We start from the raw sequence: 24426 nt of genomic DNA on the forward strand, positions 1-24426 counted from the left end.
GCGATTCGAGCTACGGTTTCTCCCGAGACACCAGCACCACTTCACGGGGGAAGTGCCACATGAAGCTGAACGTCATGACACCCATCGCCGACCGACCGTTCGGACGCGTTCTGCTCGGTGCGCCGGCACCGGCACCGGCATCGATCGCACCCCGGGCCGGCAAGCAGGAACCTCCCACGCTCGCACCGACGCACGCCGCCAGGGAACTCGCCCTCCTGCGCGCCGAATTCGAACTCGCGGTGCGGCTCGGCCGGATCCACACGGTGCGCGGGGGCGGTCCCGGAGAACGGCGGGTCACCCGCGCGGAAATCGACCGCGTACGCACGCAACCCGGCTTCCCCGATGCCCTGCGCAACCAGGTCAAGACGGTCGGCACATCGGAGGCGGCGACCCTCCTCGGCATCACCACCGCCCGCTTCACCCGGCTCGCCCGACTGGGCAGGCTCACGCCCGTACTCCACTACCGCAACCGCTACCGGGTGGTCGTCTGGCGCTACCTCGCCGAGGAAGTGGAAGACTTCGCTGCCCACCCCGAGTGCCGCGCCCTCCTCACCGGTCGGACACCCGTCCCGCTCAAGCGACAGCTGGACGGAGGACTGGACTCCCGGGCCCGCAACTGGCGAGCCCGCTGCCACGAAATGCTCCTGCGACTCGCGAACGGCCCTTGGGAGAGCGCGGCGGCGAGTGCCGCCTTCCTGGACGACGCACAGATCGCGGACACGGTCCCGGACCCCGACGAGCGAGCACGCCTCCAGGACCTGCGGCCCAGGCGCCCCGCCACCACGACGGGAAACCGGTACGCGGCCTCCCGCTCCCCCGACCTCACGACCGCCGAGACCGAGGACGAGATCCGCGGGTACCAAGCCCACCTCCGGCTCTGCCTCCGAGCCGCCCGCGAGCGGAACCCCGGCTGTCCGGACTCAGACCCACCAGTGACACACGGGCCGAGGCCGTGTCGCACGCTCCGGGCCACGACCGTTGTCGGCAGCTCGTCGTCCGGCCGCGACACCGGGTCGGAACCGCCGCGGCCCACCGCTTCGTCGCTCGGCCGTCAGAAGCGAAGGACCCGCCCTGCGCTCGGGCCACTCACCACTGTCCGACACCCGTGACCCGGACCACGGCCCTGCCTTCGGAGTCGGAGGCGGCCAGGTCGACCTCGGCGCTGATGCCCCAGTCGTGATCGCCGTTGGGGTCGGCGAAGGTCTGCCGAACCCGCCACAGCCCGTGCTGGACGTCCTCTTCGATCGACAACAGCTTCGGCCCCCGCGCATCGGGTCCGGTACCCAGATCGTCGTACTCGTCCCAGTAGCGATCCATCGCCTCGCCCCAGGCATCCGCGTCCCAACCCGAGTCCGCATCCAGCGCACCCAACTCGTCCACGTGGTCGAGGGCCGCCAGCTCCACGCGACGGAACAGGGCGTTGCGCACCAGCACCCGGAACGCCCGCGCATTGGCCGTCACCGGCTTCACCTGATCGGCACGCTCCTGCGCCTCCTCCGCCGTCATCTCCTCCGGATTGGCCAGCTGCTCCCACTCGTCGAGCAGGCTGGAATCCACCTGACGGACCAGTTCACCGAGCCAGGCGATGAGATCCTCAAGATCCTCCGACTTCAGGTCGTCGGGCACGGTGTGGTCGAGCGCCTTGTACGCACTCGCCAGATACCTGAGGACGATGCCCTCGGTGCGCGCCAACTCGTACAGCGACACGAACTCCGTGAAGGTGAGGGCCCGCTCGTACATGTCACGGATCACCGACTTCGGCGACAGCGGGTGATCACCCACCCACGGGTGGCTGAGCCGGTAGGTGTCGTACGCGTGGAAGAGCAACTCGTCGAGCGGCTTGGGGTACGACACGTCGAGGAGCCGCTCCATGCGCTCCTCGTACTCCACGCCGTCCGCCTTCATCGCGGCGATCGCCTCACCGCGGGCCTTGTTCTGCTGCGCGGCGAGGATCTGCCGGGGGTCATCGAGTGTGGACTCGACCACGGAGACCATGTCGAGCGCGTAGGACGGCGACTCCGGGTCAAGCAGCTCGAACGCGGCGAGGGCGAACGTGGACAAGGGTTGGTTGAGCGCGAAGTCCTGCTGGAGGTCGACGGTCAGCCGGACGATCCGACCCTCCGCGTCCGGCTCGTCCAGTTTCTCCACGATGCCGCCGTCCAACAGCGACCGGTAGATCGCGATGGCACGCCGAATGTGCCGCAGCTGCTGCTTACGGGGCTCGTGGTTGTCCTCCAGCAGGTGCCGCATCGCGTCGAAGGCGTTGCCCGGACGGGCGATCACGGACAGGAGCATGGTGTGCGTCACACGGAAACGCGAGGTCAAGGGCTCGGGCTGCGCGGCTACCAACCTGTCGAAGGTGGCCTCCGTCCACGCCACGAACCCCTCCGGCGCCTTCTTGCGCACCACCTTGCGGCGCTTCTTGGGATCGTCCCCCGCCTTCGCGAGCGCCTTCTCGTTCTCGATCACGTGCTCCGGAGCCTGGGCCACCACGAGTCCGGCCGTGTCGAAGCCCGCCCGCCCGGCGCGGCCCGCGATCTGATGGAACTCCCGCGCGCGCAGCGTCCGCACCCGGCTTCCGTCGTACTTGGTGAGCGCGGTGAACAGGACCGTGCGAATGGGCACGTTCACTCCGACACCCAGCGTGTCCGTACCGCAGATCACCTTCAACAGGCCCGCCTGGGCCAGCTTCTCCACCAGCCGCCGGTACTTGGGCAGCATCCCCGCGTGATGCACCCCGATGCCGTGCCGAACGTAGCGCGACAGGTTGCGGCCGAACTTGGTCGTGAACCGGAAGTTCCCGATGAGCTCGGCGATCCGGTCCTTCTCCTCACGCGAACACATGTTGATGCTCATGAGGGCCTGTGCCCGCTCCACCGCCTGTGCCTGGGTGAAGTGCACGATGTACACCGGCGCCTGTTTCGTCGCCAACAACTCGGTGAGGGTGTCCGTGAGCGGGGTCAGACGGTACTCGTACGAGAGCGGCACGGGGCGCGTCACCGACCGGACCACTGCCGTGGACCTACCCGTCCGACGGGTCAGGTCCTCCTCGAACATCGACACGTCGCCGAGGGTCGCCGACATGAGCACGAACTGCGCCTGCGGCAGTTCCAACAGGGGGATCTGCCACGCCCAGCCGCGGTCGCCCTCGGCGTAGAAGTGGAACTCGTCCATGACCACCTGGCCGACGTCCGCGTTCCTGCCGTCGCGCAGCGCGATCGAGGCCAGCACCTCCGCCGTGCAGCAGATGACCGGAGCGTCGGAGTTGACCGAAGCGTCACCGGTCAGCATGCCGACGTTCTCGGTGCCGAAGATCTTGCACAGCTCGAAGAACTTCTCCGAAACGAGCGCCTTGATCGGCGCCGTGTAGAAAGTGACCTCGTTGCGCGCCAGCGCCGCGAAGTGCGCGCCCGCCGCGATCATGCTCTTGCCCGACCCGGTCGGCGTCGACACGATCACGTTCGCCCCGGAGACGACCTCGATCAGGGCCTCCTCCTGATGCGGATAGAGCGTGATCCCGCGCGTCGTTGCCCACGACTCGAATGCTTCGTAGAGGGCGTCGGGGTCGGCGGACTGCGGCAGCTGAGCGATGAGGGTCACACGCCTATCTTGCCTGGCTCCGACCCCGATCACGGAATCGGATGACCGTACGAAGATCGCTGACGCTACGCTGATGCGCCGACACGACGTCAGCGCCCGCGGACGGCCCCTCCCGCTCAGGAAGGGACCGTCCGGATCCGGGAGAACCCCCGGGCACGAGCCCGCGGCACACGAGAACCACGAACAACAGGAACAAAGGGGCGGGGCACCACCATGATGGGACCGGCACACTCCCTGTCAGGAGCGGCAGCCTGGCTGGGGGTGGGAGCAGCGGCGGCAGCGGTGGGTCACACCATGCCCTGGCCGGTCCTCCTCACCGGCGCACTGATCTGCGCGGGCGCCGCGCTCGCCCCGGACCTCGACCACAAGGCCGCGACGATATCGCGCGCCTTCGGGCCGGTCTCCCGGGCCCTGTGCGAGATCGTCGACCGGCTCTCCTACGCCGTTTACAAGGGCACCCGCAAGCCCGGTGACCCCCGGCGCTCCGGCGGGCACCGAACCCTGACCCACACCTGGCTCTGGGCCGTCCTGATCGGCGGAGGCGCCTCGGCGCTCGCGATCACCGGGGGACGGTGGGCGGTCCTCGCCCTGCTGTTCGTCCACCTGGTCCTCGCGATCGAGGGCCTGCTCTGGCGGGCCACCCGCGGCCAGGGCGCCGACGTCCTCGTATGGCTGCTCGCGGCAACGAGCTCCTGGATCCTCGCCGGCGTACTGGACCGCCCGGGCAACGGCGCGGACTGGCTGTTCACCACCCCCGGCCAGGAGTACCTGTGGCTCGGGCTGCCGATCGTGCTCGGCGCGCTGGTCCACGACCTCGGCGACGCGCTCACCGTGTCCGGCTGCCCGGTCCTGTGGCCGCTCCCGATAGCCGGGAGGCGCTGGTACCCACTGGGCCCGCCGAGGTTCATGCGGTTCCGGGCGGGCAGCTGGGTCGAGGTGAAGGTGCTCATGCCCGCGTTCATGCTGCTCGGTGGCGTGGGCGGTGCCGTGGCGCTGAACGTCATCTGACAGCCGGTGCGCCGGCCCCCCCCCGAAGATCGGGAGGACCGGCGCACCGACGGACGGGCACCGCGCGGTGCCCCACACCGTCATCCGTGCCAGGAACGCCACAGGGCCGCGTACGTGCCGCCCGCGGTGACCAGCTCGTCATGGCTGCCCAGCTCCGCGATCCGGCCCTGCTCCACCACGGCGATCACATCGGCGTCGTGCGCCGTGTGCAGCCGGTGGGCTATCGCCACGACCGTCCGGCCCTCCAGCACATTGGCCAGCGACCGCTCCACGTCACGTGCGGACCGTGGATCGATCAGCGAGGTCGCCTCGTCCAGCACCAGGGTGTGCGGGTCGGCCAGCACCAGTCGGGCCAGCGCGACCTGCTGGGCCTGCGCCGGAGTCAGCGCCACGCCCCCCGAGCCCACCTCGGTGTCCAGTCCGTCCGACAGCGACGTGGCCCATGCGTCCGCGTCCACGGCTTCCAAGGCCGACCACAACTCGTCGTCCTGCGCACCGGAACGCGCCAGCCGCAGGTTGTCGCGGAGCGTTCCCACGAAGACGTGGTGCTCCTGATTGACGAGGGCCACATGGGAACGCACCCGCTCCGCGGGCATCCGGGACAACTCGGCCCCCCCGAGGGTGATCGCGCCCGCGCCCGGCGCGTAGATGCCCGCCAGCAACCGGCCCAGGGTGGACTTGCCCGCCCCCGACGGTCCGACGAGGGCCACCCGGGTACCGGGCTCGACCTTGATCGACACGTCACGGAGCACGTCGACCCCCTCGCGGTACCCGAACCGGACGTGGTCGGCGTGGACCGTACGGCCCCCGGGAACCACCGAGGCGTCGCCCGCGTCGGGCTCGATGTCCCGCACGCCCACCAACCGGGCCAACGACACCTGGGCCACCTGGAGCTCGTTGTACCAGCGCAGGATCAGCGCGACGGGGTCCACCATCATCTGGGCGAGGAGCGCACTGGTCGTGAGCTGCCCGACCGTGATCCAACCGTTGAGGACGAACACGCCGCCCACCATCAGCACGGAGCACAGCACGGTGATGTGCGTCAGGCTGATGACCGGGAACAGGATCGAGCGGAGCCACAGCGTGTAGCGCTCCCACGCGGTCCACTCGGCGACCCGGCGGTCGGACAGCTCCACCCGCCGTCCGCCCAGACGGTGCGCCTCCACGGTGCGTCCCGCGTCGACGGTCTCGGCGAGGGCGCCGGCGACGGCCGCGAGGCCGGCGGCCTCCGAGCGGTACGCCTGCGGGGCCCGCTTGAAGTACCACCGGGCCCCCACGACCAACAGGGGCACCGCGAGGAGAACCGCCGGAGCCAGCGGGGGAGCGGTGACGGCCAACCCACCGAGCAGCAGTGCCACCCAGACCGCACCGATCGCGAGCTGGGGAACCGCTTCACGCATCGCGCTGGAGAGACGGTCGATGTCGGTGGTGATGCGTGACAGCAGATCACCCGTCCCCGCCCGCTCCAGCACCCCGGGCGGCAGCCGCACGGCCCGGACGAGGAAGTCCTCCCGGAGGTCCGCGAGCATCCGCTCGCCGAGGACCGCACCGCGCAGCCGGACCTGTTGGATGAAGAGCGCCTGGACGAGGAGCGCGAGGGCGAAGAGCCCCACCGTCGGGCCGACCCGCAACTCCTGCAACGTGGCGCCGCCCTCGGAGAGCTGTTCGACCAGCGAACCGAGCAGATAGGGCCCGACCATCGAGGCGATCACCGCTATGGAATTCACCGTGACGAGGACCAGGAACGCCACGCGGTGCCGGCGAGCCAGCTCGCCGACGTAGGCACGTACGGTGCTGGGCCCGCCGACCGGCAAGGTGCTCGCCGTCGTCGGAGCAGCGGGGTCATGGCTGGGGGGCGCGACGCCGATCATGCCTTCTCCTCCATCTCGCGGGTGACCACGGCCCGGTACCGGGGTTCCCCGTCCAACAGCTCCCGGTGCGTGCCGACGGCCGCCACCGCACCCTCGTGCACCAGGGCCACCCGGTCGGCCCGGTCGAGCAGCAGCGGGGAGGAGGTGAACACCACCGTGGTGCGCCCGTCCCGCACCGTGCGGACACCGGCGGCGATCCGGGCCTCGGTGTGGGAGTCCACGGCCGAGGTCGGTTCGTCCAGCACGAGCACGTCCGGGTCGGTGATCAGCGAGCGCGCCAGAGCCAGCCGCTGGCGCTGCCCGCCCGAGAGGGAACGGCCGCGCTCGGTGATCCGCACGTCGAACGGGTCCGCCGTCTCGCCCGAACTCTGGGCCAGCGCGGTCATGACGTCCGCGCACTGGGCGGCCTCCAACGCCTGCTCGGCCGACACCTTCCCCGAGGCGGGGACGTCCATCAGGTCACGCAGGGTGCCGGAGAGCAGCACGGGCTCCTTGTCCTGCACCAGGACGACCGTGCGGGCCGCGCCGAGCGACAGGTCGTCCAATGCCGTGCCGCCCAGGAGCACGGACGGGCCCGGATCGTCGTCCGTGGCCACGTGCCCCCCGAGGCGCTCGGCGAGTTCGCCCGCGACGTCCGGGTCCCCGCACACCACGGCGGTGAGCCGTCCGGACGGGGCCAAGAGGCCAGTGGTCGGGTCGTACAGGTCGCCGGCCGGGAGGGAACCGTCCGCCGGCGCGACGCGCTGCTCGGCGGTCCCCCCGACGCCGACGGTGGACGGGGCGTCCGGACCGTCCCCGTCGGACCGGGGGCCACGGTCTGGCGCCTCCACGGCCCGCTCGAACGAGAGGACCCGTGCGGCGCGGACCGCCGCGGGCCGGGAGAAGGAGTACGCCATCGCGAACTCCTCGAAGTGCCGCAGAGGAAGGTTCAACAGCGTCACTGCGCTGTACACCGTCACCAGGGCTCCCACGGAGATGCTGCCGTCCTGGACGAGCAGCACCCCGCGCCACACCACGGCGACGAGGAGGACGCCCGGCAGGAAGACCTGGATAGCGGAGATCAGCGACCAGGTGCGGGCCGTGCGGACGGCGGCCCCGCGAACCGCCTGGGAGGCCGAGCGGTAGCGGCTGAGGAACTGTTCCTCGCCGCCGATGCCGCGCAGCACCCGCAGACCGGCGACCGTGTCGGAGGCCAACTCGGTGGCGTACCCCGCCTTGTCGCGCTGCGCATCGGCGTGGCGGGCGGCGACGGGCAGCAGCGGGAGGACGCCCAGCACCAGGACGGGGGCGCCCACCGCCACGATGACACCGAGCTCGGGCACGTAGACGACGAGGCCGACGCAGATGACCAGGACCGTCACGACTGCGGCGGCGAAGCGGGAGAGGACGTCGACGAACCAGCCGATCTTCTCGACGTCCGAGGTGGAGACGGCGACGACCTCGCCGGCGGCCACGCGTCGTGTCAGCGCGGCCCCGAGCAGGGCGGTCTTGCGGACCAACAACTGCTGGACCCGGGCCGCAGCGGTGATCCAGTTGCTCATGGCGACGCGGTGCAACATGGTGTCGCCGAGGGCGATGCTCAGCCCGAGCAGGGCGAGCGCCCCACCCGCGAGGGCCAGTTGGGTCCCCGAACGGTCGACGACTGCTTCGACGGCGAAACCAACGGCGAACGGTAAGCCGGCCACGGCCATCAGGTGGATCAACCCCCACATGAGGGCTTTGAGTTGGCCGCCTAACTGGTTCCGCCCGAGCCAGAAAAGGAACCGGGGGCCTGATCGCACGTCGGGCACACCGGGGTCGGCGTACGGGAGGTCTTGGATGTGCATGGTGTCCCAGGACTCGGATGTGGACAGAGGGTAGGTGGAGGGTGGAGAGGAGTCGTCCGAGTGGACGACGGACCTGAGCGTGTGCTGTCAGAACCGCGCGCGCGGTTTGGGAGCGACCAACCGTGAAAGCCTCACCCTCCTCCCCTCGGTCAAGCAAACGAATTGCCCAGGTCCGGCGAGGAACCGACGGGACCCCGCTGCGCACTTCGCACGACGGCCGCCAGCACTCGTCCACGCGGTGCGAACATGGGGCGCATGCCTACTGTCGCCGCGTCACGGCCCCTGACCTTCGCTGTGGTCTGGGCCACTCTCCTCACCCTGCTGGGCGCCTGCGGAACGAGTGGAGGCCCCCCGAGCGAGCGAGCAGGAAGTGACCAGGACGGCGTCTCTGCACCGGCCCGCCCCGAACCCCGCTCCGGTCCCCACCCGGCTCGCTTCGACAGGATACCCGGCGTCGGCGACCGGATCGGCAACCGCATTCCGGCCACAACACGGCAGGTCGTCGCGGTGTACGGAGATCACGCCGACTCCGCGAAATCGACCGTGGTGTTGTACACGAAACAGGCCACCGAATGGCGGGTGGCGCGCAGTTGGCCCGCGCACAACGGGAGGAAGGGGTGGACCCCCGACCACCGGGAGAACGACAAGCGCAGCCCGGTCGGCGTGTTCTCGCTGTCCGACGCGGGCGGGGTGCTGCCCGACCCGGGGAGCAAGCTCCCGTACGCGCACTCCGACGCCTTCCAGGCACCGCGCTACTGGGCCGAGCGCTACTGGAACGACTTCGACTACGTGATCGCCATCGACTACAACCGGGTGAAGGGCACCGCACCCAACGACCCGACCCGTCCGTTGGGTCGGTCCAAGGGCGGGAGCATCTGGTTCCACCTGGACCACGGCAGCGGGACGTCGGGGTGCGTGAGCCTGTCGAAGTCCGGCATGGAGTACCTGCTCCGTACCCTCGACCCCGATCTGCGACCCGTCGTCGTGATGGGGGACCGGGCGCAACTGGGCGCGTAGCCGCTGCCGACCGGCGGTTCGGTCGGCTCAGTCAGGCGGACCGGGCCGCGTGGCGCGTTCCAGCTCCCACACGACCGAGTGGTAGCGCTGACCCGTCGCATGGTCCATGCCGACCTCGCACATCCGGTTCGCCGAGAGGTGCGCGTCGAAGTCGCGCGCGGTCACCGTCGCGGCCTCCTTGCGGGTGGCGGACTCGGTGAGTTCCCGGTGCAGCATCCCCCGGTCGCCCGCGAAGGCGCAGCAACCGGCGTCCTCGGGCACCACCACCTCGTCGGCACACGCCTCCGCCACGGTACGGAGTGGGGCCTCGTCGCCCAGGTGCCGCATCGAGCAGGTCGGGTGGAGCACCGCCGAACCGACGGTGCGGTGGATCGTGAGGTGCGGGAGGAGCTCTTCGGCGGCCCACACGACGGAGTCGACGATCGTGAGCTCCCGGTGGAGCGCCCCGTTGGCGGGGGTCAGGTACGGCACGACCTCATGGGCGATGCCGAGCGTGCACGAGGAGGCGTCCACCACCAGCGGAAGCCGTCCGCCCTCCGTCCAGGCCCATGCCGCCTCGACGATCCGGTTCGCCATCACGGCGTTGCCGGACTCGTACCCCTTGGAGTGCCAGATGGTGGCGCAACAGGTTCCGGATACGTCGGAGGGAATCCACACCGGTCTGCCCGCACGGGAGGACACCGCGACCACGGCTTCGGGCAGCGACGGACTCCGCTGTCCGTCGGGCCCGCCGAAGATGCGGTTGACGCACGCGGGGTAGTACACGGCGGTGGCGCCGGCCCGGCTGGTGCGGGGCAAGGTACGGGGGGCCGCCCCCGGGATGCCGGGCAGCCATTCCGGAACGAGGTCGGGACGGACCGCTCTGCGCACCCCGCGCGTGACCGCGGTGAGCAGCCGGTCGCTGATGCGGTCCGCGGCCGCCACGGCGAGACGCGCGGACGCCTCGACCACCGCGAAGTGCCGGGCGGTGAACGCGGCCACGCGTTCTTCGCGAGGCGAGTGGCGTGCGTGCCGGAAGTCCTTCATCATCGCCCCGGTGTCGATGCCGACCGGGCACGCCAGCTTGCAGGTGGAGTCACCGGCGCAGGTGTCCACGGCGTCGTAGCCGTAGGCGTCCAGGAGCCTCTCCTCGACGGGGGAGCCCGCGGGCTGACGTGTCATCTCGCGGCGCAGCACGATGCGTTGCCGGGGCGTGGTCGTGACGTCCTGGCTGGGGCAGGTGGGCTCGCAGAAGCCGCACTCGATGCAGGGGTCGGCGATGAGCTCGACCTTGGGGATGGTCTTGAGACCCCGCAGATGGGCCCTCGGGTCGCGGTCGAGGACGATGCGGGGGGCCAGGACGCCGTCCGGATCGATCAACTGCTTGACGCGCCACATCAACCCGGTCGCCCGCTCGCCCCATTCGATTTCCAAGAAGGGCGTGATGTTGCGACCGGTGGCGTGTTCGGCCTTGAGGGAACCGTCGAAGCGCTCCACGGTGAGTCGGCAGAACTCGTCCATGAAGGCGGCGTACCGCTCCACGTCACCGGGGTCTCCCGCGTCGAAGGCGAGCAGGAAGTGCAGGTTTCCGTGGGCTGCGTGGCCCGCGACGGCGGCATCGAAGCCGTGCCGGGTCTGGAGTTCGAGCAGGGACTCGCACGCTTCGGCGAGCCTCGACGGGGGTACGGCGAAGTCCTCCGTGATCAGGGTCGTACCGGAGGGGCGCGAACCCCCGACCGCGGTGACGAATGCCTTGCGGGCCTTCCAGTACCCGCCGATGGTCTTCGGGTCGCGGGTGAAGTCGTTGGTGACCGAGGCGACGGGCCGTACCAGGTCCAGTGTGGTCAGCACCGCCCGCGCGGCCCTTTCGTACGCCTCCTGGGCCGTGGTGTCCGGAGCCCGGAACTCGACGAGGAGCGCCGTGGTGTCGCGGGGCAGCGTCGCCCAGTCGGCGGGCACGCCCTCCACGCTCACCGACGCCCTCAGGGTGTTCCCGTCCATCAGTTCCACGGCCAGTGCACCGGCCTCGTTGAACGAGGGCACCGCGGCCGCCGCTGCCGGCAGGGACGGGAAGAACAGCAGCGCCGTCGTGACGTGTCGGTCCAAGGGCAAGGTGTCGAAGACGACTTCCGAGATGAACCCGAAGGTCCCTTCGGAACCCACCATCAGCCCGCGCATGATCTCCACCGGCGTTGACCCGTCGAGGAAGGCGTCGAGGCGATAGCCGTTGGTGTTCTTGATCTCGTACTTGGCGCGGATCCGTGCGACCAGTTCCGGATCGGCCTCGATCTCCGCCTTGAGGCCCAACAACCCTTCGCACAGGGCCGGTTCCGCCAGGGCGAGCAGTGCGTCCGCTTCCGGGTCGGCGGTGTCCACGACGGTGCCCGAGGGGAGGACGAAGGTGAGGGAGGCCAGGGTGCGGTAGGAGTTCCGGGTGGTTCCGGCCGTCATTCCCGAGGCGTTGTTGGCGACCACGCCCCCGAGGGTGCAGGCGATGGCGCTGGCCGGGTCGGGGCCCAGGACCCTGCCGTACCGGGAGAGCGTGGCATTGGCCCGGACGACCGTGGTCCCCGGCCCGATGCGTGCCCGGGCCCCGTCGTCGAGGACCTCGATGCCGGCCCAGTGCCTGCGCACGTCGACGAGGATGTCCTCGCCCTGTGCCTGGCCGTTGAGCGAGGTGCCCGCAGCGCGGAAGACCACCTCCCGGCCCCTCCCGTGCGCGTAGGAGAGAACGGCTGAGACGTCGTCAAGGTCCTGCGCGACGACGACGACCCGCGGCAGGAAGCGGTACGGGCTGGCGTCGGACGCGTAGCGCACCAGGTCCGACACCTTCGTGAGTACCTTGTCCGCGCCGAGGAGGGCGACGAGCTCGCCGCGCAGCGGTTCGGGCGTGCCGTCGGCGAGTTCGGCGCCCACCCGGTCGGGGGCGGGGGCGGCCGGGCGGGAAACGGGGCGCAGGATGTCCGGGTCCGGCTCCAGAAGGGGCATGTGGTCCTCCTCGTTCCTTGTGCGCGCTCGTGCCCACTCGAAGACGCCCGAGCTGACCGCCGCGCACCGGGGCTCCCTCCATGATCGCCCCAGGTGCGCTGGGCACACCCCGCGACGCCCACCGGAGCCCTTGCCGCCGGAGTCGCCACGCGATGCCCGGCCCTGCTGCGCCCGGTCACGGTCGGTGGGGAGACCTAACGGGATTCGGGACTCCGATCCGATGTCAGGTCCGGGCCGTCGATCAGTGCCATCAGCAGCGCGCCGAGGACGTCGCGCTGGCCGGCGGTCAGTGGGGCGAGGATCTCCTCCGCCGCGGCGCGGCGCACGGACCGGAGCTCGTCCAGGGTCCGTCGTCCGGTGTCGGTGATCTCGATCCGGATCACCCGTCGGTTCGTCGGATCGGGCGCCCGACGCACCTGGTCCGCGGCCTCCAGCCCGTCGACCAGTGTGGTGACGGCCCGGGGGACGACCTCCAGACGCTCGGCGAGATCCGCCATGCGGGGCGGCGAGCCGTACAAGGAGAGCGTCCTGAGCAGGCGGGACTGGGCGGGGGTGATGCCGAGCCCGCGGGTCTCCAGGTGCCGCTTCTGGATGCGGTGCACACGACGGGTGAGTCGTAGCAACTGCTCGGCGAGGATGCCGTCAGCGTCCGGGGTGTTCATGTCGGAACAGTATCAGGACCTATGTCATTGTGAGCGTAGGTAACTATGAGCTATGCTCGCTGAAGCGGCTTCGGATCGCCGTGCCGGGCACCCTCCCGGCCCGGTCGTTCCTGCGCCTGAACAAGAGACGCCGCCCCCCATCCGTCCCTCCCTGGAGGAGGCCCGTGCCCGCCGAAGTGAACTCCCGGACGACCGCCCCCTCCGCACCGGAGGGGGCGAGGCAACTGCGCCGCATCCTGCGACTCTTCCGTCCCTACACCGGCAAGCTGCTCATGGTCGGTCTGCTCGTCGCCGCCGCCTCGGTGGCCTCGGTGGTGACGCCCTTCCTGCTGAAGGCGATCGTGGACACCGCGATCCCGGAGGGCCGTACGGTCCTGCTGAGTCTGCTGGCGCTCGGCATGGTCCTCAGCGCCGTGGTGACGAGTGTGCTCGGTGTCCTCCAGGTCCTGATCTCCACCACCGTCGGACAACGCGTGATGCACGACCTCCGCACCGCGGTGTACGCGCGACTCCAGAGCATGTCCCTGGCCTTCTTCACGAGGACCAGGACCGGAGAGGTCCAGTCCCGCCTCGCCAACGACATCGGCGGCATGCAGGCGACGGTGACCTCCACGGCCACGTCCCTGGTCTCCAACCTCACCGCCGTCGTCGCCACGATCGTCGCGATGCTGGCGCTCGACTGGCGGCTCACCGTGGTCTCCCTGCTCCTGCTGCCCGTCTTCGCCTGGATCAGTCGCCGCGTGGGTCGGGAGCGCAAGCGGATCACCACCCAGAGACAGAAGCAGATGGCCGTCATGGCCGCCACCGTCACCGAGTCGCTCTCCGTCAGCGGCATCCTCCTCGGCCGCACCATGGGGCGGGCCGACTCCCTCACGGACTCCTTCGCGAAGGAGTCCGAGCGACTGGTCGACCTCGAAGTGCGCTCCAGCACGGCGGGACGCTGGCGCATGGCCGTCATCACCATCGTCATGTCGGCCATGCCCGCCGTCCTGTACTGGTCCGCGGGAATGACCTCCGCGTCCGGCGGGCCCGCCGTCTCCCTCGGCACCCTCGTCGCCTTCGTCTCGCTCCAGCAGGGGCTCTTCCGCCCCGCGGTCAGCCTGCTGTCCACCGGGGTGGACGTACAGGCGTCACTCGCGCTGTTCCAACGCATCTTCGAGTACCTGGACCTTCCCGCCGACATCACCGAATCCGCCGAACCCGTCCAGCTGGACCACGTCAAGGGCGAAGTCGCCTTCGAGCAGGTCGGATTCCGTTACGACGACCGGAGCCGAGCGGTGCTCGACGGGATCGACCTCACCGTCCCGGCCGGTGGCAGCCTCGCGGTCGTCGGGGCGACCGGGGCGGGGAAGTCGACCCTCGGCCACCTGGTGCCGCGTCTCTACGACGTGACCGCGGGCCGCGTGACCATCGACGGGGTCGATGTGCGGGACGTGGACTTCGGCACCCTGGCGCGCACTGTCGGCGTGGTGTCCCAGGAGACCTACCTGTTCCACGCGACCATCGCCGAGAACCTGCGGTTCGCCCGCCCCGAAGCCACCGACGCGGAACTGGTCGCAGCGGCTCGCTCGGCTCAGATACACGACCACATAGCCTCGCTTCCCGAGGGCTACGACACGGTGGTGGGGGAGCGCGGGTACCGGTTCTCGGGGGGCGAGAAGCAGCGGCTCGCCATCGCCCGCACCATCCTGCGCAACCCGCCGGTGCTGGTCCTGGACGAAGCGACGAGCGCCCTCGACACCCACACCGAATCCGCCGTACAGGCGGCCCTGGACGCCGTGTCCGAGGGGCGCACCACCATCACCATCGCCCACCGGCTCTCCACCATCAGGGGCGCCGACCACATCGTGGTTCTCGACGAGGGACGGATCGTGGAGCGCGGCACCCACCAGGAACTGCTCGCACGGGAGGGCCGTTACGCCGCGCTGGTGCATCAAGACGCCGAACTGGAGCCCGCAAGATAACCATATGCGCGGTTCGTCGACCTCGTCGGGTTACCGTGCCGCCATGCAGACCGAGACTCCGCGTCGTCGCCCGATCCGCCTCACGCGCCGCGGCCGGATCGCCCTGGTCGCTGCCGGAGCGGTCGTGGTCGGCACCTCGATCGCCGTCCCCGTGGCCCTGTCCGGAGGGCAGCCCGCCGAACCCCGTTCCCTGACCGTGCCGGAGGGCTGGCGCGCCGACCAGGTGTACACGGCGGTCGACAAGGCACTCGCCCTCCGGGCCGGGACCACGAGGAAGGAGGTGCCCACCATGCGTCTGGCGCTCCCCGCCGACGCGCGGGGGAACCCCGAGGGCTATCTGCTCCCGGCCACCTATCCGGTCACCGGCGAGACGACACCCCGCTCACTGCTGTCGTCGATGGTGACCAACGCCAACAAGAGGTTCCGCGCCAGCCCGGTCGCCGCCGGTGCCAGTGGCGCCGGCACGCTGAACCTGTATCAAACGGTGACGATCGCGAGCATCGTCCAGGCCGAAGCCGACAACAGGACCGACATGGGCAAGGTCGCACGAGTGATCCACAACCGGCTGGACCAGGGGATGCCCCTCCAGATGGACTCCACGATCAACTACGTGCTCAACCGCAGCACATCGAACAGCGGCAACAACGACGACGCCCGGGTCGACACCCCCTACAACACCTACACCCGCACCGGCCTGCCCCCCACCCCCATCGCCAGCCCAGGCGACGAAGCCCTGCGCGCGGCAGTCGCTCCGCCACCGGGCGACTGGCTGTACTTCGTCACCGTGAAACCCGGCGACACGCGCTTCACCGTGGAGTACGAGGACCACCAGCGCAACGTGACCGAGTTCAACCAGAACCGAAGCCCGGACACCCGCTCGCCCTCACCCACCCCATGACGGGAACAGCCCCCTGACCCGGCCCCTGCACGGCCAGTGGCTCACACCGACACCAACGAGTCCGACAGCAACCGTCGGATGTCGCGCACCGCGGCGCGTCCCGCCCGGTTCGCTCCGATCGTGCTCGCCGACGGCCCGTAACCCACCAGGTGGACCCGGGGGTCGGCGACCGCCCGCGTTCCCTCCAACTGGATGCCGCCGCCGGGCCCGCGCAGTCGCAGCGGGGCCAGATGGTCGGTCACGGGACGAAAGCCCGTGGCCCAGAGGATGACGTCGACCTCGATGCTCCGTCCGTCCTCCCAGACCACCCCCTCCGGCGTGATCCGGTCAAACATCGGCAGCCGCTCCAGCACCCCACTGGCACGCGCAGCCTTGACCGCGTCCGTGAGCGGGAGACCGGTCACCGACACCACGCTCCGTGGCGGCAGCCCCGCCCGTACCCGCTCCTCGACCAATGCCACCGCGGACCGTCCCGCCTCGGCGTCGAACGGTTCCTCGACGAACACCGGAGGCCGTCGCGTCACCCAGTACGTCTCGGCGGCGTACGGAGCCAGCTCCATCAGGTGCTGCGTTCCCGAAGCCCCACCGCCGACCACCAGCACGCGCCGACCGGCGAACCCGTCCGGCCCCCGGTACTGCGCGGTGTGCAGCTGCTCGCCCCGGAAGGTCTCCTGCCCCGGGTACCGTGGCCAGAAGGGCCGGTCCCACGTGCCGGTCGCGTTGATCAGAGCACGGGTGGCCCACCGCCCCGACGTGCTCTCGACCACCAGTCTGCCGTCCTCCCCCTCCCGGACTGCGCTCACGTCAACGGGACGGTGAACCCGCAGGTCGAAGGCGCGCTCGTACGCCGTGAAGTACGCGCCGATCACCTCCGAGGACGGTCGGTCGGGGTCGGCGCCGGTCAGCTCCATGCCGGGCAGCGCGTGCATGCCGTGCACCCTGCCGTACGTCAGCGTCGGCCACCGGAACTGCCAGGCCCCGCCCGGCCCGGGCGAGTGGTCGAGCACCACGAAGTCGTCGTCCGGTACGAAGCCGGTGCGCCGCAGATGGTAGGCGCTGGACAACCCTGCTTGCCCGGCGCCTATGACCACGACGTCCACCTGCGGAAGGGTGGCGTCCTCGGCGCTGCTCAGGTCCCCGATATCGTTCACGCTTCTACTAACCAGCTTGGTGGGTCGGAGCTTCCCCCCGGCCAAGTTCCCGACCGTGACGTCGGACACCACGGGAGCCCGAAATGCCCACCGCAGGCCCGGTACGCCCCGCTGAAGGACGGCCGCGCCCGCGAGGACCCGCGCCCGGTCGGCCACGGTTCCCCCGTCCGCGCCCGTCCGGATGGGAGCGGTGATCCCACGGTCCGGACGCCTCCTGGGTCAGCATGGAACCATGTCCCACACCTTCACCACTTGCGTACTCGACGTCACCACCGGTTCCGGCGAAACGGTCATGGACCTCACCGAGAACTGCACGTCCTTCCTGAGGGACGTCGCGGTGGGCCGGGACGGCCTGCTCAACGTCTTCGTCCCACACGCCACGGCGGGCGTCGCCGTGATCGAGACCGGCTCGGGCAGCGATGACGACCTGCTGGCCACCCTGCATCAACTACTCCCGGCGGACGACCGCTGGCAGCACCGACACGGCAGCCCCGGACACGGACGCGACCACGTCCTCCCGGGGCTCGTGGCCCCGCACGCGACCCTGCCGGTCGTCGCCGGGGAACTCGCCCTGGGTACCTGGCAGTCGGTCTGTTTGGTGGATACCAACCGCGACAACCCGCGCCGTCAGGTCCGGCTGAGCTTCCTGGGCTGATCGAGTTCCGTACTCCGCGCATGCGCATGCGCGGGGTGCCGAGCTGTTCGGCGATCCGCGAGACGCTGTGTATCTCGTTGAGGCGGGCTCGCCCACTACCGCTGCCGTTCCACCGGACCGGCCGACCTGGCCCCGCTGACCGACCTCTCCCGCCGGCCCGGCCGGTCCGACTGGAGGCGCCGCCACCAGGCGTTCTCGCCGAAGACGGTGATCAGGTCCGGCGGCGTCGGTAGTACGCATACGTGAGAGCCAGAAGCAGCGGGCCCCACAGGTTGAACAGCCCGCTCATCGCCATCGCGAGTACATCCCAGCCCTCGTCGTACGGCCAGGCGGCCGTGCCGCCGGTAGCGGCTTCGTACAACCAGTGGATGCCGAGCGCGGTGAAGAAGAGGCCGCCCAGGGTTGCGGGGATGATCGCGGCGGCCGGCGGGACGCGTCGCCCGCCCAGCTTCGGCACCCAGTGCGGAACGACCTCGCCCCAGCGACGGACCAGTCCGAAGCTGAGCAGCGCGAGGATCTCGGTGAGGATCGTCAGTCCGAAGACGTAAGGGGCGTTGTACCAGGCAGGGGGCAGGGGCTCGCCGCCCATTCCGTACCCGAAGGCGAACGGCAGCCGCCAGATGCCGACGGGCAGCACCACGAGCGGGATGGCATGCGCGACGCGCTCCGCCCAGGCGGGCACGCTGTGCAGTGCGGGGCCCGTCGCTTCGGTTTCCAGGTGGGGGCGGCTTGTCGTCGTCATGCGTCCACCCTGCTACGAGGCATGATGGCGCGGATCAACTCGGAGGCTGGCCTTGTCACGCCCGCCTCCGCCCCGCGGCGGAGCAAGGTCAGCCTCCGAGATGATGAGGGCGCGGTGCGCCGGCGCCCGCGCCGCTGGACGGAAGCGGGGCTCGTGGGCGGGTCAGTGCATCAGCAGGAGCCGTGTGTTCGGCACGAGTTTGCGGTTCACGCTGGTGCTCTGCACGAAGATGGTGAAGTCGTCGTTGTGGTCCGGCTTGATACGGACCTCCACATCCGCAGGCCGAGCAGGGCTCGGGCCTCGGGCCCCGCGTACACCCGGTCCGTCGTCTTCTCCAGCACCGCGATCTGCTTCCGGGCTTGGATCTTCTCCGTCTTGCTCAACTGGTAGAAAGCACCACCGGTACGGTAGGCGTGCCCGGATTCGACGACCCCGTTCCGGATCGCCGTGTCACGGTCCACCGGGATCAGCACAAACGCCGACGGGTCCACCGGGGTGAGGCCGGCCGCCTGGATGGTGTCCTTGTTGACCGCCTCCGTACCCGTGGAGAACACCGCCCGCGATCCCCGGATGCCCTTGGTACGGCCCACCATGAACTTCTCGGTGGCCTCCCGGATGACCTGGCCGGCCTCCTCCAGCCCCTGCGTGGTCGTCGCGTCCCAGACGGCTATGTTGTCCTTCGGGAAACCGCACTGCATCGCCTCGCGCTTGCCCACTTGGTCCGGCACCAGGACGGCCAGCGTCCAGTTGTCGTTCTGCGCCTCGATCATCTCCGTCACCGCCTGGACCAGCTCCTGGGGATTCCCGCTGGGGGCATCAGGGCAGCGATGACTCGCGTTCTCCTGCCCGTCGGTGAGCACGAACGTCAGGAAGCTGTGGTCGCCGTACAACTGAGCCGTCTGTGCCAGCTCCCGCTGCGACTTCAGCGCCGCCGCCAGTAGGGCCGTCATGCCACCGGCCCGGTACAGCTGCTTCAGCGACGGCATCCGCAACACGTCCTTGTCGTAGATGACGCACTCCACCTCGTCGGCGAAGACGTACACCGTGACACGGGTCTCCTGGTCCAGTTCCCTCGATCGGCGCGCGAGATACGTGATCTGCTGGTCGGCCACTTCGACGACCTTGCGGCTCAGGTGCGACATCGACGAACTGGCATCCAGCACAAGAGCGACGTGATTGATGTAGTTCTGGCTTCCGGACACGGACAGCTCCCCCTCGTGACGAGTCGATGCTCCGTACCGTCTCACCCACCACTGACAATCGATTCCGGCTCCCGGACCGGACGGCGAGCCCACCCTTCCCGGCCCGGACACGAGGTCGTCCGGGTCGAAACGGTTCGTGAGCTGGGTCGCCGACTACCACCGGATGACCGGCCCGCCACGCGGGAGACCTCGCGCGGTACGCGCCGAAACGGCGCCGACCCCCTGGCAGCGGACGAGCCGGAACGACGTCCGCGACCGTCCGGCGCGGTGGGTGGCTCCCGGCGCGATCACCCTCGCCGGGCTGACCGGGCCCGCGGGGTGTTCCCGCTCGAACGAGCGGTGAAAGCCCGTCGGCCCGGGACGGTAGTACGGTGGCGGTACCGAGCGCACCTCGCACGCCGTCATCCGTTTCGGCGTCGCCCTCGGGTCACGGCCAATGCCGGAGCGCATCGCGCCCGGTCGGAAATGAGCCGCCCCACATGAGTCCGATGAGCCTCGGAGTACTCGCTTCCTCCCGCAAGGAGAACGAGTTCCGGTTGCCGCTGCACCCCCGCCACCTCGACCGGATCGCCCCGGACGTACGCGAAAAGATCTTCCTGGAAGAGGGCTACGGCCAACGGTTCGGCATCGCCGATGACGCGCTGCGCCCACTCGTGGCCGGCCTGCGCTCCCGCGCGGAACTCCAGGCCGAGTGCGACGTCCTGTTGCTGCCGAAGCCGATGCACGACGACGTCGCCGAACTGCGCGAGGGCCAGGTGCTGTGGGGGTGGCCCCACTGCGTGCAGGACGAGAAGATGACCCAGATCGCCATCGACCGACGGCTGACGCTGATCGCTTGGGAAGCCATGAACCACTGGACCTCCGCCGGCGCGTCCAGTGTCCATGTGTTCCACAAGAACAACGAACTCGCCGGCTACTGCTCGGTGCTGCACGCCCTCCAACTCGGTGGGCTGACGGGCAGCTACGGACGCCGTCTGCGCGCCGTGGTCATCAGCTTCGGCGCCACGGCGCGCGGTGCGGTCACGGGCCTGGGCGCCATGGGGGTTTCCGACGTCACGGTACTCACCCGGCGCGCCGCCGCGGCGGTGGCCTCACCGATGCCCTCGGTCGTGATGGGCCACTTCGAGGAACAGGACGACGATCCGTCCCGCCTGGACGTGGTCACCGAGACTGGTTCCGTACCGATGGCGGAGTACCTGGCCGGGTTCGACATCATCGTCAACTGCGTCCTGCAGGACACCGACGCGCCGCTCACGTTCATCACCGACGAGGACCTTCCCCACTTCCGGCCGGGAACCTTCTTCGTCGACGTCGCCTGCGACGAGGGCATGGGCTTCACCTGGGCCCGCCCGACGACCTTCGACGAACCCGTGTTCGGAGTGGGGCAGGGCTGCCACTACTACGGGGTGGACCACAGCCCGTCGCACCTGTGGAACTCCGCGACCTGGGAGATCAGCGAGGCCCTCCTACCGTACCTGCGCACGGTCATGAGCGGTCCCGAGGCATGGGACGCCGACGTCACGATCGGAAGGGCCATCGAGATCCGCGACGGTGTCGTCCGAAACCCCAAGATCCTCTCCTTCCAGCACCGGTCAGCCGCCTACCCGCACGCTTCCGAGCCCCCGTTGACCCGGTTGAGCAGCGCCGTGCCGAGGTGACGGGGCTGCCCACTCCTGTGAACTGAGCCCGCCCCGGGCGTTCCGCCGCCCGCCTCCGGACCCGGCGACGCCAGCGGCGTCGTGATGCCGTCCGTGCACGGGAGGTCGGATCGTCGCCCCGGTCCGAGCGGGACGGTCGGTCCGGTCCCGCCCGGCCCGACGGGCGGGACCGGACCGCCTCACACGGACGGCTGTTCCCGAGAGGTCGGCGAGCTGTCGAGGGGGCGCAGGAAGCGGCGCTCGTAGCGACGGATGCACTTCGTCCGACGGGCCAGTTCGAATGCGGCCTGGCACGCGGGGTCGGTGGCGCTGTCCGCCCGATACCGCTCGTACTGCGCGAAGTCGGGGAACGAGAAGAGGGCGTAGGCGATGTCGCTGTCACCCTCGCTCGGCAGGAAGTAGCCGTGATGGGTGCCGCCGAAGCGGTTGACGAGGCCGACCCACCGGCGTCCGTACTCCTCGAAGTCCTCGATCCGGTCGGGGTCGATCTCGTACTTCAGATGAATCGTGATCATGCGTGCTCTTCTTCCCTGCTCCTGTTGTCGGGTCTCCGAACGCCGGGACCAGTAGCCCTCGAAGGTCGGGCATCGCGATCCGGAGCTTACGAGCGCCGGGGAGGCGGAGGACATCCCGCCGCACGGGGAGGGAACGTGTCCCCTCAGGCAGCACGACGGAGCCCCCGAGGGCTCCGCAGCCGTCCTGCCGTCGCCCGCGTCGTGACCCCCCCGGGGGGCTCTCCGCTGCGGGCAAGGTGACGGCAGGACGACGCCTCGGCTCCCGGGCGCATGGTCGGACAGTTGCTTCGACCCGCCACGCCTCAGGCGGGCAATGACCCGCGGGGACGGTCGCGGCAGCCGGTCTTCAACGAGCTGCGAGTCAAAGCGTCTTGCTCAGACGGTCGGCGAGCAGGGCGGCGAAGCGCGCCGGGTCGGTCAGGTCCCCGCCCTCCGCAAGCAGGGCAGTGCCGTACAGCAGCTCGGCCGTCTCGGAGAGAGCCGGGTCGTCGGAGCGCTCGTCGTGGGCCGTACGCAGACCACTGATCAGCGGGTGCTGCGGATTGAGCTCAAGGATGCGCTTGACCGGCGAAAGCCCCTGGCCCATCGCCTTGTACATCTTCTCCAGCGCTGGGGTGAGCCCCTCGGTGTCGCTGACCAAGCATGCCGGGGAACTGGTGAGCCGGGTCGTCAGGCGTACGTCCTTGACGTCGTCGAGCGTCTCGTTGAGCCAGGTCAGCACCGCTGCGTAGGCATCGACCTGTTCGGGGGACGGTTCCTCATCGGAAGGAAGGTCGAGCACGCCCCTGGTGACGGACCGGAACTCCGTGTCCCGGTAGTCCGGCACCGACTCGGCCCAGATCTCGTCCACCTGGTCCGTGAGGAGGAGGACCTCGTACCCCTTGGCCCGGAAGGCCTCCAGGTGCGGGGAGTTCTCCACCTGTGCGCGGCTTTGACCGGTCATGAAGTAGATCTTGTCCTGGCCCTCCGGCATCCGTGCGAGGTAGTCGGCAAGGGTGGTGGGCTCGTCGCCGGCGGTGGAGGTGAAGGAGGCGAGGTCGAGGATCGCCTGGTGGTCCTCGGAGGCGTCGAGGAGTCCCTCCTTGACGACGGGCCCGAACTCACGCCAGAACGTGCGGTACTTCTCGGCGTCCTTGCTCATCAGGTCCTTGACGGAGGCCAAGACCTTCTTCGCCAGCCGACGCCGGATGAGCTGGATGTGGCGGTCCTGCTGGAGGATCTCGCGGGAGATGTTCAGCGACAGATCGGCGGCGTCGACGACGCCCTTGACGAAACGCAGGTGGTGCGGGAGGAGTTCGCGGCTGTTGTCCAGTATGAAGACGCGCTTGACGTACAGCTGTAGGCCGTGGCGGGTGTCGCGCTGGTAGAGGTCGTGCGGGGCTCGCGAGGGAAGGAACAGCAGGGCCTCGTACTCGAAGGTGCCCTCCGCCCGCATCTGGATGATGTCGAGCGGATCGGTCCAGTCGTGGCTGATGTGCCGGTAGAACTCCTGGTACTCCTCGTCGCTCACCTCCGCGCGCGGACGGGCCCAGAGCGCCTTCATGGAGTTGAGGGTCTCGTCCCCGAGCCGGACGGGGAAGGAGATGAAGTCCGAGTACCGCTTGACGATCTCCCGGATCTTTCGTTCGTCGGTGTAGTCGTAGAGTGCGTCCTCCTCGTCGGCGGGCCGCAAGTGCACGCAGACCGAGGTGCCTTCCGGAGCGTTCTCCACGGTTTCGACGGTGTACGTACCGTCGCCGGTGGACTCCCACCGCACTCCCGTTGCCTGACCGGCCTTGCGGGTGAGCAGTGTGGTCCGGTCGGCGACCATGAACACGGAGTAGAAGCCGACCCCGAACTGGCCGATCAGTTCGGCGGACTCCTTGTTCTCCTTCAGACGGCGCAGCGTCTCGGCGGTGCCGGACCTGGCGATGGTGCCGATCAACTCCACCAGTTCTTCGCGGGACATGCCGATGCCGTTGTCCCGCACGGTCAGCGTGCGGGCCTCCGTGTCGGTCTCGATCTCGATGTGCAGATCGTCCGTCCTGAGCGCCTCGTCCTTGAGGCCGGCCAGGCGTCGTTTGTCCAAGGCGTCGGAGGCGTTGGAGACGAGCTCCCGCAGGAAGATGTCCTTGTTCGAGTAGATCGAATGAACCATCAGCTCCAGCAACTGCCGTGCTTCCGCCTGGAACTCCAGCGTCTCGGTGCTCATCGTTTCCCTTCTGTTCGGTTGGCCTGAGGACGGCCCTACCCTTCCAGAGGCCACGATAGGTGTGCACATGTAGGTACGCGGCTCGTACGGGGCGAGTTCGGGCTGTTTCGCGAGCACCGATGACGTGATGTGCTCCAGGGCACTGAAGATCGTTTCCCGTACAGGGTGCGCCTTCTCCAGCAGGCGCGATCCAGCGGGACGCCCCGGGCCGGGTCGTCCTCGGAGAGCGGGCAGCGGGCCTGCCGGGACCTCGGCCCCGGCGGGCCTTGCTGAGCTGGGCCGAAGCCGACGTACCGCCTCATTCGGGCGGACCGGAGTGCCTCGCAAGAGATCCAGTACGCTGACGATTGCCTCACGGAGGTCAGCGGAGTCGAGCGTCGCGACCGGGACGACTCGGAGCGGTTGACCGGTCCGTCCGCTCACGGGTCGACGGCCCCGCTGACGGTTTCCGTCCGGGCACAACGGATCCGCTGTACCGCACGTGTCGCTGACGACTCCG

Annotated in this window: 16 protein-coding genes and 1 pseudogene; 7 read left to right on the plus strand and 10 right to left on the minus strand. The window is 69.7% G+C overall.

From position 1 onward, the window contains the following. Positions 1–59: 59 nt before the first annotated feature. Positions 60–1109, plus strand: a complete 1050-nt coding sequence (locus tag ACFWIA_RS18275) for a DUF6397 family protein (protein WP_387005958.1) — start codon at positions 60–62, stop codon at positions 1107–1109. On the opposite strand, the gene ACFWIA_RS18280 is transcribed toward ACFWIA_RS18275, so the two are convergent. Continuing rightward, complete coding sequence (locus tag ACFWIA_RS18280) at positions 1087–3600, minus strand: DEAD/DEAH box helicase (RefSeq protein WP_387005961.1); 2514 nt, start codon at positions 3598–3600, stop codon at positions 1087–1089. The genes ACFWIA_RS18275 and ACFWIA_RS18280 overlap by 23 nt on opposite strands. 213 nt (positions 3601–3813) lie before the next feature. Here ACFWIA_RS18280 and ACFWIA_RS18285 point away from each other — a divergent pair, with 213 nt between their 5' ends. Then, complete coding sequence (locus ACFWIA_RS18285; RefSeq protein WP_387005964.1) at positions 3814–4608, plus strand: metal-dependent hydrolase; 795 nt, start codon at positions 3814–3816, stop codon at positions 4606–4608. A gap of 80 nt (positions 4609–4688) precedes the next feature. On the opposite strand, the gene ACFWIA_RS18290 is transcribed toward ACFWIA_RS18285, so the two are convergent. Both ACFWIA_RS18290 and ACFWIA_RS18295 read right to left on the minus strand, forming a co-directional pair. After that, positions 4689–6479, minus strand: coding sequence for an ABC transporter ATP-binding protein (locus tag ACFWIA_RS18290; protein ID WP_387005967.1), 1791 nt, complete (start codon positions 6477–6479; stop codon positions 4689–4691). Continuing rightward, positions 6476–8305, minus strand: coding sequence for an ABC transporter transmembrane domain-containing protein (locus ACFWIA_RS18295; protein ID WP_387005970.1), 1830 nt, complete (start codon positions 8303–8305; stop codon positions 6476–6478). Before ACFWIA_RS18295 ends, ACFWIA_RS18290 begins: the two co-directional genes overlap by 4 nt. A 255-nt stretch (positions 8306–8560) precedes the next feature. Between ACFWIA_RS18295 and ACFWIA_RS18300 the strand changes: the two genes are divergently transcribed. Next, complete coding sequence (locus tag ACFWIA_RS18300; protein WP_387005972.1) at positions 8561–9322, plus strand: L,D-transpeptidase family protein; 762 nt, start codon at positions 8561–8563, stop codon at positions 9320–9322. 27 nt (positions 9323–9349) lie between these two features. Here the strand turns inward: ACFWIA_RS18300 and ACFWIA_RS18305 are convergent, their stop codons facing one another. Then, the gene (locus tag ACFWIA_RS18305) at positions 9350–12289 is read right to left on the minus strand and encodes an FAD-binding and (Fe-S)-binding domain-containing protein (RefSeq protein WP_387005975.1); all 2940 of its coding nucleotides are present in this window, start codon (positions 12287–12289) and stop codon (positions 9350–9352) included. Positions 12290–12483: 194 nt separating this feature from the next. Next, entirely contained in the window at positions 12484–12951 is a 468-nt protein-coding gene (locus ACFWIA_RS18310; RefSeq protein ID WP_387005978.1) for a MarR family winged helix-turn-helix transcriptional regulator, read from the minus strand. Between the two features lie 164 nt (positions 12952–13115). Here ACFWIA_RS18310 and ACFWIA_RS18315 point away from each other — a divergent pair, with 164 nt between their 5' ends. Further along, a complete protein-coding gene (locus ACFWIA_RS18315; protein ID WP_387005980.1) occupies positions 13116–14915 on the plus strand; it encodes an ABC transporter ATP-binding protein in 1800 nt (599 codons plus the stop codon). A gap of 43 nt (positions 14916–14958) precedes the next feature. Further along, positions 14959–15813: an endolytic transglycosylase MltG gene (gene mltG / locus ACFWIA_RS18320; RefSeq protein WP_387005983.1), complete on the plus strand. Its 855-nt coding sequence runs from the start codon at positions 14959–14961 to the stop codon at positions 15811–15813. A gap of 41 nt (positions 15814–15854) precedes the next feature. On the opposite strand, the gene ACFWIA_RS18325 is transcribed toward mltG, so the two are convergent. Further along, positions 15855–16964 carry an NAD(P)-binding domain-containing protein gene (locus ACFWIA_RS18325; RefSeq protein ID WP_387005986.1) on the minus strand — a complete coding sequence of 370 codons (1110 nt, stop codon included), beginning with the start codon at positions 16962–16964 and terminating at the stop codon, positions 15855–15857. A gap of 232 nt (positions 16965–17196) precedes the next feature. On the opposite strand from ACFWIA_RS18325, the gene ACFWIA_RS18330 reads away from it, so the two are divergent. Further along, complete coding sequence (locus ACFWIA_RS18330) at positions 17197–17619, plus strand: secondary thiamine-phosphate synthase enzyme YjbQ (protein WP_387005987.1); 423 nt, start codon at positions 17197–17199, stop codon at positions 17617–17619. Positions 17620–17830: 211 nt separating this feature from the next. Here ACFWIA_RS18330 and ACFWIA_RS18335 read toward each other — a convergent pair whose 3' ends face one another. Beyond that, positions 17831–18361 (minus strand): hypothetical protein, encoded by a 531-nt coding sequence (locus ACFWIA_RS18335; protein WP_387005990.1) that lies wholly within the window; start codon positions 18359–18361, stop codon positions 17831–17833. 162 nt (positions 18362–18523) lie between these two features. Next, positions 18524–19563, minus strand: a pseudogene (locus tag ACFWIA_RS18340) (vWA domain-containing protein). 479 nt (positions 19564–20042) lie between these two features. Here ACFWIA_RS18340 and ACFWIA_RS18345 point away from each other — a divergent pair. Continuing rightward, complete coding sequence (locus ACFWIA_RS18345; RefSeq protein WP_387005992.1) at positions 20043–21221, plus strand: N(5)-(carboxyethyl)ornithine synthase; 1179 nt, start codon at positions 20043–20045, stop codon at positions 21219–21221. Positions 21222–21400: 179 nt separating this feature from the next. Here the strand turns inward: ACFWIA_RS18345 and ACFWIA_RS18350 are convergent, their stop codons facing one another. Both ACFWIA_RS18350 and htpG read right to left on the minus strand, forming a co-directional pair. Then, positions 21401–21736, minus strand: a complete 336-nt coding sequence (locus ACFWIA_RS18350) for an NIPSNAP family protein (RefSeq protein WP_387005995.1) — start codon at positions 21734–21736, stop codon at positions 21401–21403. A gap of 361 nt (positions 21737–22097) precedes the next feature. Continuing rightward, positions 22098–23927: a molecular chaperone HtpG gene (htpG, locus tag ACFWIA_RS18355; RefSeq protein WP_387005998.1), complete on the minus strand. Its 1830-nt coding sequence runs from the start codon at positions 23925–23927 to the stop codon at positions 22098–22100. Positions 23928–24426: the final 499 nt, after the last annotated feature.

It is taken from the genome of Streptomyces sp. NPDC127068 (assembly GCF_042724695.1).
Lineage (GTDB): Bacteria > Actinomycetota > Actinomycetes > Streptomycetales > Streptomycetaceae > Streptomyces.

What these genes read in the sequence shown, in the direction of transcription:
- ACFWIA_RS18290 (WP_387005967.1), bottom strand. Translation starts at nt 6,479, where the DNA reads ATGATCGGCGTCGCGCCCCCCAGCCATGACCCCGCTGCTCCGACGACG.
- htpG (WP_387005998.1), bottom strand. Translation starts at nt 23,927, where the DNA reads ATGAGCACCGAGACGCTGGAGTTCCAGGCGGAAGCACGGCAGTTGCTG.
- ACFWIA_RS18305 (WP_387005975.1), bottom strand. Translation starts at nt 12,289, where the DNA reads ATGCCCCTTCTGGAGCCGGACCCGGACATCCTGCGCCCCGTTTCCCGC.
- mltG (WP_387005983.1), top strand. Translation starts at nt 14,959, where the DNA reads ATGCAGACCGAGACTCCGCGTCGTCGCCCGATCCGCCTCACGCGCCGC.
- ACFWIA_RS18350 (WP_387005995.1), bottom strand. Translation starts at nt 21,736, where the DNA reads ATGATCACGATTCATCTGAAGTACGAGATCGACCCCGACCGGATCGAG.
- ACFWIA_RS18330 (WP_387005987.1), top strand. Translation starts at nt 17,197, where the DNA reads ATGTCCCACACCTTCACCACTTGCGTACTCGACGTCACCACCGGTTCC.
- ACFWIA_RS18310 (WP_387005978.1), bottom strand. Translation starts at nt 12,951, where the DNA reads ATGAACACCCCGGACGCTGACGGCATCCTCGCCGAGCAGTTGCTACGA.
- ACFWIA_RS18335 (WP_387005990.1), bottom strand. Translation starts at nt 18,361, where the DNA reads ATGACGACGACAAGCCGCCCCCACCTGGAAACCGAAGCGACGGGCCCC.
- ACFWIA_RS18275 (WP_387005958.1), top strand. Translation starts at nt 60, where the DNA reads ATGAAGCTGAACGTCATGACACCCATCGCCGACCGACCGTTCGGACGC.
- ACFWIA_RS18295 (WP_387005970.1), bottom strand. Translation starts at nt 8,305, where the DNA reads ATGCACATCCAAGACCTCCCGTACGCCGACCCCGGTGTGCCCGACGTG.
- ACFWIA_RS18345 (WP_387005992.1), top strand. Translation starts at nt 20,043, where the DNA reads ATGAGTCCGATGAGCCTCGGAGTACTCGCTTCCTCCCGCAAGGAGAAC.
- ACFWIA_RS18300 (WP_387005972.1), top strand. Translation starts at nt 8,561, where the DNA reads ATGCCTACTGTCGCCGCGTCACGGCCCCTGACCTTCGCTGTGGTCTGG.
- ACFWIA_RS18285 (WP_387005964.1), top strand. Translation starts at nt 3,814, where the DNA reads ATGATGGGACCGGCACACTCCCTGTCAGGAGCGGCAGCCTGGCTGGGG.